Source organism: Aestuariivirga sp. (genome assembly GCF_044239095.1).
Lineage (GTDB): Bacteria > Pseudomonadota > Alphaproteobacteria > Rhizobiales > Aestuariivirgaceae > Aestuariivirga.
The window spans coordinates 1-5622 of the sequence record NZ_JBIICB010000276.1 but is presented as its reverse complement, the minus strand read 5'-3'; the positions used below and the strand labels follow the sequence as shown (position 1 = coordinate 5622).

The following is a 5622-nucleotide window of genomic DNA, read 5'->3' as shown; positions in this document are numbered from 1 at the left end:
ATATCCATCATTCGGCCTCCGCGATGGGCGGGGTTGCTTTGTCGCCCGCCAGCACCTCCGCGATGTGGCGCACCTTCACGGGCGATCCTTCGCGCTTGAGCTTGCCGGCCATGTTCATGAGGCAGCCAAGGTCGCCTGCAATCAGCGTGTCGGCCCCGGTGGCGTGAATGTGCTTCAACTTCTTTTCCAGCATCTTGTCGGAGATGCCGGGATACTTCACGCAGAAGGTGCCGCCAAAGCCGCAGCAGACCTCCGCATCCGTCATCTCGCGCAGGCTCACGCCCTCGACCGAGGCCAGCAGCTTGCGCGGCTCCGCCTTGATGCCGAGTTCGCGCAGGCCTGAGCAGGAGTCGTGATAGGTCGCGCGCGCGGGGAAGCTGGCCTCCACCCTGTCCACCTTCATCACACGGGTGAGGAAGGAGACGAGCTCATGGGTGCGCCCGGCCAGTTCGACAGCCGCGGCGTGGTCCGCACTGCCCGGCTCGAAGAGTTCCGGATAGTGCTTCACGATCATGCCCCCGCAGGAGCCCGAAGGGGCCACCACGAAATCGAAGCCCTTGAAGGCGGCAATCACATTGCGGGCAATCGCCGCCGCATCCGCCTTGTCGCCGGAGTTGAAGGCGGGCTGTCCGCAGCAGGTCTGGGCCTCGGGCACTTCCACCCGGCAGCCTGCATCTTCCAGAAGTTTCACCGCGGCGAAGCCGACGGAGGGGCGGAACAGGTCGACAAGGCAGGTAACGAACAGGCCGACGCGCGGGGATTTTTCAGGCATGGAACCTCAGGGGCAATCGCGGGTTCTGAGTCTTGCCAGCCCCCGCAACCGCCCGCAAGGGTCAGGGCGTCACATCTTGGTCTTGAGGAAAGCCAGCAGGTCAGCCCTGTCTTCTTCCTTCTTGAGGCCGGGGAACACCATCTTGGTCTTCGGCACCATGGCCTTGGGATTTTCGATGTACTTGACGAAAAGCTCCTCCGTCCACTGGGGGTTGGCCGTGGCGAATTCCAGCATCGCCGCGGAATACTTATATCCCTCGACCGCTGCGACATTCCGCCCGATGACACCCTTGAGGTGCGGGCCGACCTTGTTGGTCTCGGCATCCACCACGTGGCAGGCCTTGCATTTGGCGAAGACTTTTTCTCCCTTTGCGGCATCACCTGAGGCCTGGGCCTGGGTGACAGGGGCAAGGGCCAGCAGGGCCAACAACGCAAACATTGACGTCTTCATGCGTGCTCTCCGGTTATCTTTCGTTGCAAATTGAACGGTCCGTGTCTTAATTCGACAATTTAAACGTGCTTCCAGCGGAAAAGATCACTGCAATGCTGACCATGCCCATTCCCGACGCGGAGACCATCGCCCGCCGCGCCGATATCGCCACCGCACTCCGCCGCATCGTGCCGGGCGAGGGCGTGGTCGAAGCCCCGATCGAGATGCGCGCCTTCGAGACGGACGGGCTCACCGCCTACCGCCAGATGCCGCTCGTCGTGGTGCTGCCGCAGACGGTGGAACAAGTATCCGAGATCCTGAAATACGCTTACGCAAACGGCATCAAGGTGGTGCCGCGCGGTGCCGGCACATCGCTCTCCGGAGGTGCCCTGCCACTGGCGGATGGGATCCTGTTGGGGATGGCCAAGTTCAACCGCGTGCTGGAGATCGACTATGCCAACCGCTGCGCGGTGGTGCAGCCGGGTGTCACCAACCTCGCCATCACCAAGGCGGTGGAGCACAAGGGCTTCTATTATGCGCCCGACCCCTCCTCGCAGATCGCCTGCACCATTGGCGGCAACATCGCGGAGAATTCCGGCGGCGTGCACTGCCTCAAATATGGCCTCACCGCCAACAATGTGCTGGGCCTCGAAATGGTACTGATCACCGGCGAGGTGATCAGGCTGGGCGGCAAGCACCTCGACAGCGAGGGCTATGACCTGATGGGGATCATGACGGGCTCCGAGGGCCTGCTGGGCGTGGTCACGGAGGTCACCGTGCGCATCCTGCAGAAGCCCGAGACGGCGCGCGCCGTGCTGGTCGGCTTCCCCTCCAGCGAGGATGCGGGCCAATGCGTAGCCGACATCATTTCGGCCGGCATCATCCCCGGCGGCATGGAGATGATGGACCGCCCGGCGATTCATGCGGCGGAGGAATTCGTCCATGCCGACTACCCCCTCGACGTCGAAGCACTGCTGATCGTGGAGCTCGACGGGCCGCAGGTGGAGGTCGATCATCTGATTTCGCGTGTTTCCGCGATTGCGAAGGCCAACCGCTCCACCACGCTCCGCATCTCGACCTCGGAGGAAGAGCGCATGCTGTTCTGGGCGGGCCGCAAGGCGGCCTTTCCCGCCGTGGGGCGCATTTCGCCCGACTATCTCTGCATGGACGGCACCATCCCGCGCAAGCGCTTGCCGGAAGTGCTGCAAGGCATGGCGGACCTCTCGCGGCTCCATCGCCTGCGCGTCGCCAATGTCTTCCACGCGGGCGACGGCAATCTGCACCCGCTGATCCTGTTTGATGCCAATGACCCGGACGAGCTCGACCGGGCGGAGAAATTCGGCGCGGACATCCTCAGGCTCTGCGTCAAGGTCGGCGGCGTGCTCACCGGCGAGCATGGTGTCGGCATCGAGAAGCGTGACCTGATGCCCGAGATGTTCAGCGAAGTGGATCTCGCCCAGCAGATGCGCGTCAAATGCGCCTTCGATTCGAAGGGCCTGCTCAACCCCGGCAAGGTTTTCCCCACGCTGCACCGCTGCGCCGAGCTTGGCCGCATGCATGTGAAGGGCGGCCAGCTTCCCTTCGCCGACATTCCGAGATTCTGATGACCAGTGCCGTGAAGCCAGCAAGCGAGACCGAACTGTCGGAGTTCATCCGGACGGCCGATGCGCCTGTCGAGATCATCGGCACGGCCACCAAGCGCGGCCTCGGCCGGCCCGTGCAGGCCGCCGCCACGCTCGACATGTCGGGCTTTGCCGGCATCATCGCCTATGAGCCCGACGAGCTGATCCTCGAAGCAGGGGCAGGCACCAGGCTCTCGGAGGTCGAGGCCCTGATCGCGGCGCGCGGCCAGCAGCTCGCCTTCGAGCCGCCGGACTGGTCCGCCCTTCTCGGCAGCGCCCACAGCGGCACGCTGGGCGGGCTCGTCTCCTGCAATCTCTCCGGCCCCCGCCGCCTCAAGTCGGGCGCGGTGCGTGACCATATCCTGGGCGTCCGCGGTGTCACGGGTGCAGGCGACGTCTTCAAGGCCGGCGCCCGGGTGGTGAAGAACGTCACGGGCTATGACCTGCCGAAGCTGCTCACCGGCTCCTACGGCACGCTCGCCGCCCTCACCTCGGTGATCCTCAAGGTGCTGCCCGCGCCGGAGACGGAGGAGACCGTGGCCTTGACCGGCCTCAACGATGAAGCCGCCGTCCGCGCCATGAGCCTCGCCATGCAGTCGGCTTGCGAGGTGTCGGCTGCCGCGCATGTTCCGGGCGAGGCCGTCTACCTCCGCCTCGAAGGCATCGAGCCCTCGGTCGCCTACCGCCGGGACCGGCTCGCCCGCGCGCTTGGAACCCCGATCGAGGTTCTTGCTGCAAAAAGTTCTGCTGCCAAGTGGCGCGCGATCCGCGACGCGGCAATGTTTGCAGAAAATCCGCGCCATCCGCTGTGGCGCATCTCGGTTGCTCCGTCGGATGCACCGGGCATCATCCAAAACCTCACCGGCAGCATCGATTTTCGATACTTTTTCGACTGGGCAGGAGGCCTCATCTGGTTGGAAGTACCGCCCACGCCGGATGCTTCCGAGGCCCTGGTGCGCGCCGCCGTCCGCAACGGCCACGTAACGCTTATCCGCGCGCCGGAAGCGGTGCGCGCCGCCGCCGATGTCTTCCAGCCCCAGGCCGAAGCCCTCGCGGCCCTGTCGGCGCGCGTCAAGAACTCCTTCGACGCGCGCCATCTCCTCAACCCAGGCCGCATGTACCGGGGCGTCTGATGCAAACCAGTTTCACTGCCGAACAGCTTGAAAATCCTCGCATTTCCGAGGCCAATACGATCCTGCGCAAATGCGTGCACTGTGGCTTCTGCACCGCCACCTGCCCCACCTACGTGCTGTTGGGCGACGAGCTCGACAGTCCGCGTGGCCGCATCTACCTCATCAAGAACATGCTGGAGAGCGGCGAGCCCGCGACCAAAGAAACGGTCAAGCACATCGACCGCTGCCTCTCCTGCCTGTCCTGCATGACCACCTGCCCCTCGGGCGTGAACTACATGCACCTGGTCGACGAAGCCCGCGCCCATGTGGAAGAAACCTACAAGCGCCCGCTGTTCGAGCGGCTGCTGCGCAATGTTCTGGCCTATGTCATGCCACGGCCAGGGTTTTTCCGGCTTTCCCTCATCGGCGCAAAGCTCGCCTCACCGCTCGCACCCGTGGCCAAGGCCATGGGCGCCACCCGGATCGGGGCACTGCTGAGCCTTGTCCCAAGCCCCATGCCGACGCCGGAGCCCGTGGGCCAGCCCGGCACCTATCCTGCTGAAAACAAACGGAAAGGCCGCGTGGCGCTGCTCATGGGCTGCGTCCAGAGCGTGCTCGACCCCGGCATCAATGCCGCAACGATCCGGCTTCTCACCCGCCTCGGCTTCGAGGTCGTCGTCTCCGGCGAGGAAGCCTGCTGCGGCTCCCTCACCCACCACATGGGCAAAGAGCAAGATGCGCTCGCCCGCGCGCGGCGCTCCATCGACCAATGGATCAAGGCCGATGTCGACGCCGTGATCATCACCGCATCCGGTTGCGGCACCACCATCAAGGACTACGGCCACATGCTGCGCCTCGATCCCGCCTATGCGGAAAAGGCGAAGGCAATCAGCGCCAAGGCGAAGGACGTGACCGAATTCCTGCTCGCCCAGAACCTGCCGGAAGCGCAGGGCGGCCTCACCCTCGCCTATCACTCCGCCTGCTCCATGCAGCACGGCCAGAAGCTTAAAGTCGAGCCGCAGAAACTGCTGCGCCGCGCCGGCTTCACCGTCATGGACGTGCCGGAAGGCCACCTCTGCTGCGGCTCGGCCGGCACCTACAACATCCTCCAGCCGGAGATCGCCACCAAGCTCCGAGACCGCAAGGTCGCCAACATCGAGCAGCTCAAGCCTCAAGCCATCGCCACCGGCAACATCGGCTGCATCACCCAGATCGCCAGCGGCACCGGCATTCCCATCCTCCACACCGCCGAGCTTCTCGACTGGGCCTATGGCGGACCGAAACCAGCGAAGCTGGGATGAGGCAGCACACCGGCCACCAGTCCCTTCTCCCGTCCGAAGGATGGGAGAAGGTGGCCGACAGGCCGGATGAGGGCCTGCCTCAACACCGGGACTCGCGGACAGAGGCCCTCATCCGCCCTCCGGGCACCTTCTCCCATCGCGTGCCGCGACGGGAGAAGGGGACGTTGCAAGATCCCCATTCCCTTCTCCCGTCCGAAGGATGGGAGAAGGTGGCCGACAGGCCAGATGAGGGCCTGCTTCAACTCCGGGACTCGCGGACAGAAGCCCTCATCCGCCCTTCGGGCACCTTCTCCCATCGCGTTGCGACGGGAGAAGGGACACATGATCTGACAGCTTCCCCTTCTCCCGTCCGAAGGATGGGAGAAGGTGGCCAAAGGCCGGATGAG

General features: G+C 64.8%; 5 protein-coding genes. 3 read left to right on the top strand and 2 right to left on the bottom strand.

What is annotated here, in order from left to right:
- Positions 1-7: 7 nt before the first annotated feature.
- Positions 8-772 (bottom strand): (Fe-S)-binding protein, encoded by a 765-nt coding sequence (locus tag ACILRA_RS18975; protein ID WP_395663627.1) that lies wholly within the window; start codon positions 770-772, stop codon positions 8-10.
- A gap of 69 nt (positions 773-841) precedes the next feature.
- Complete coding sequence (locus tag ACILRA_RS18970; RefSeq protein WP_395663626.1) at positions 842-1222, bottom strand: c-type cytochrome; 381 nt, start codon at positions 1220-1222, stop codon at positions 842-844.
- Between the two features lie 92 nt (positions 1223-1314).
- On the opposite strand from ACILRA_RS18970, the gene ACILRA_RS18965 reads away from it, so the two are divergent.
- The 3 genes from ACILRA_RS18965 to glcF are packed head-to-tail and all read left to right on the top strand — an operon-like array spanning position 1315 to position 5236.
- Complete coding sequence (locus ACILRA_RS18965; RefSeq protein ID WP_395663625.1) at positions 1315-2805, top strand: FAD-linked oxidase C-terminal domain-containing protein; 1491 nt, start codon at positions 1315-1317, stop codon at positions 2803-2805.
- Positions 2805-3956 (top strand): glycolate oxidase subunit GlcE, encoded by a 1152-nt coding sequence (gene glcE / locus ACILRA_RS18960; RefSeq protein WP_395663624.1) that lies wholly within the window; start codon positions 2805-2807, stop codon positions 3954-3956. Before ACILRA_RS18965 ends, glcE begins: the two co-directional genes overlap by 1 nt.
- Positions 3956-5236: a glycolate oxidase subunit GlcF gene (gene glcF, locus ACILRA_RS18955; protein ID WP_395663623.1), complete on the top strand. Its 1281-nt coding sequence runs from the start codon at positions 3956-3958 to the stop codon at positions 5234-5236. The genes glcE and glcF overlap by 1 nt, the downstream gene beginning before the upstream one ends.
- Positions 5237-5622 lie beyond the last annotated feature (386 nt).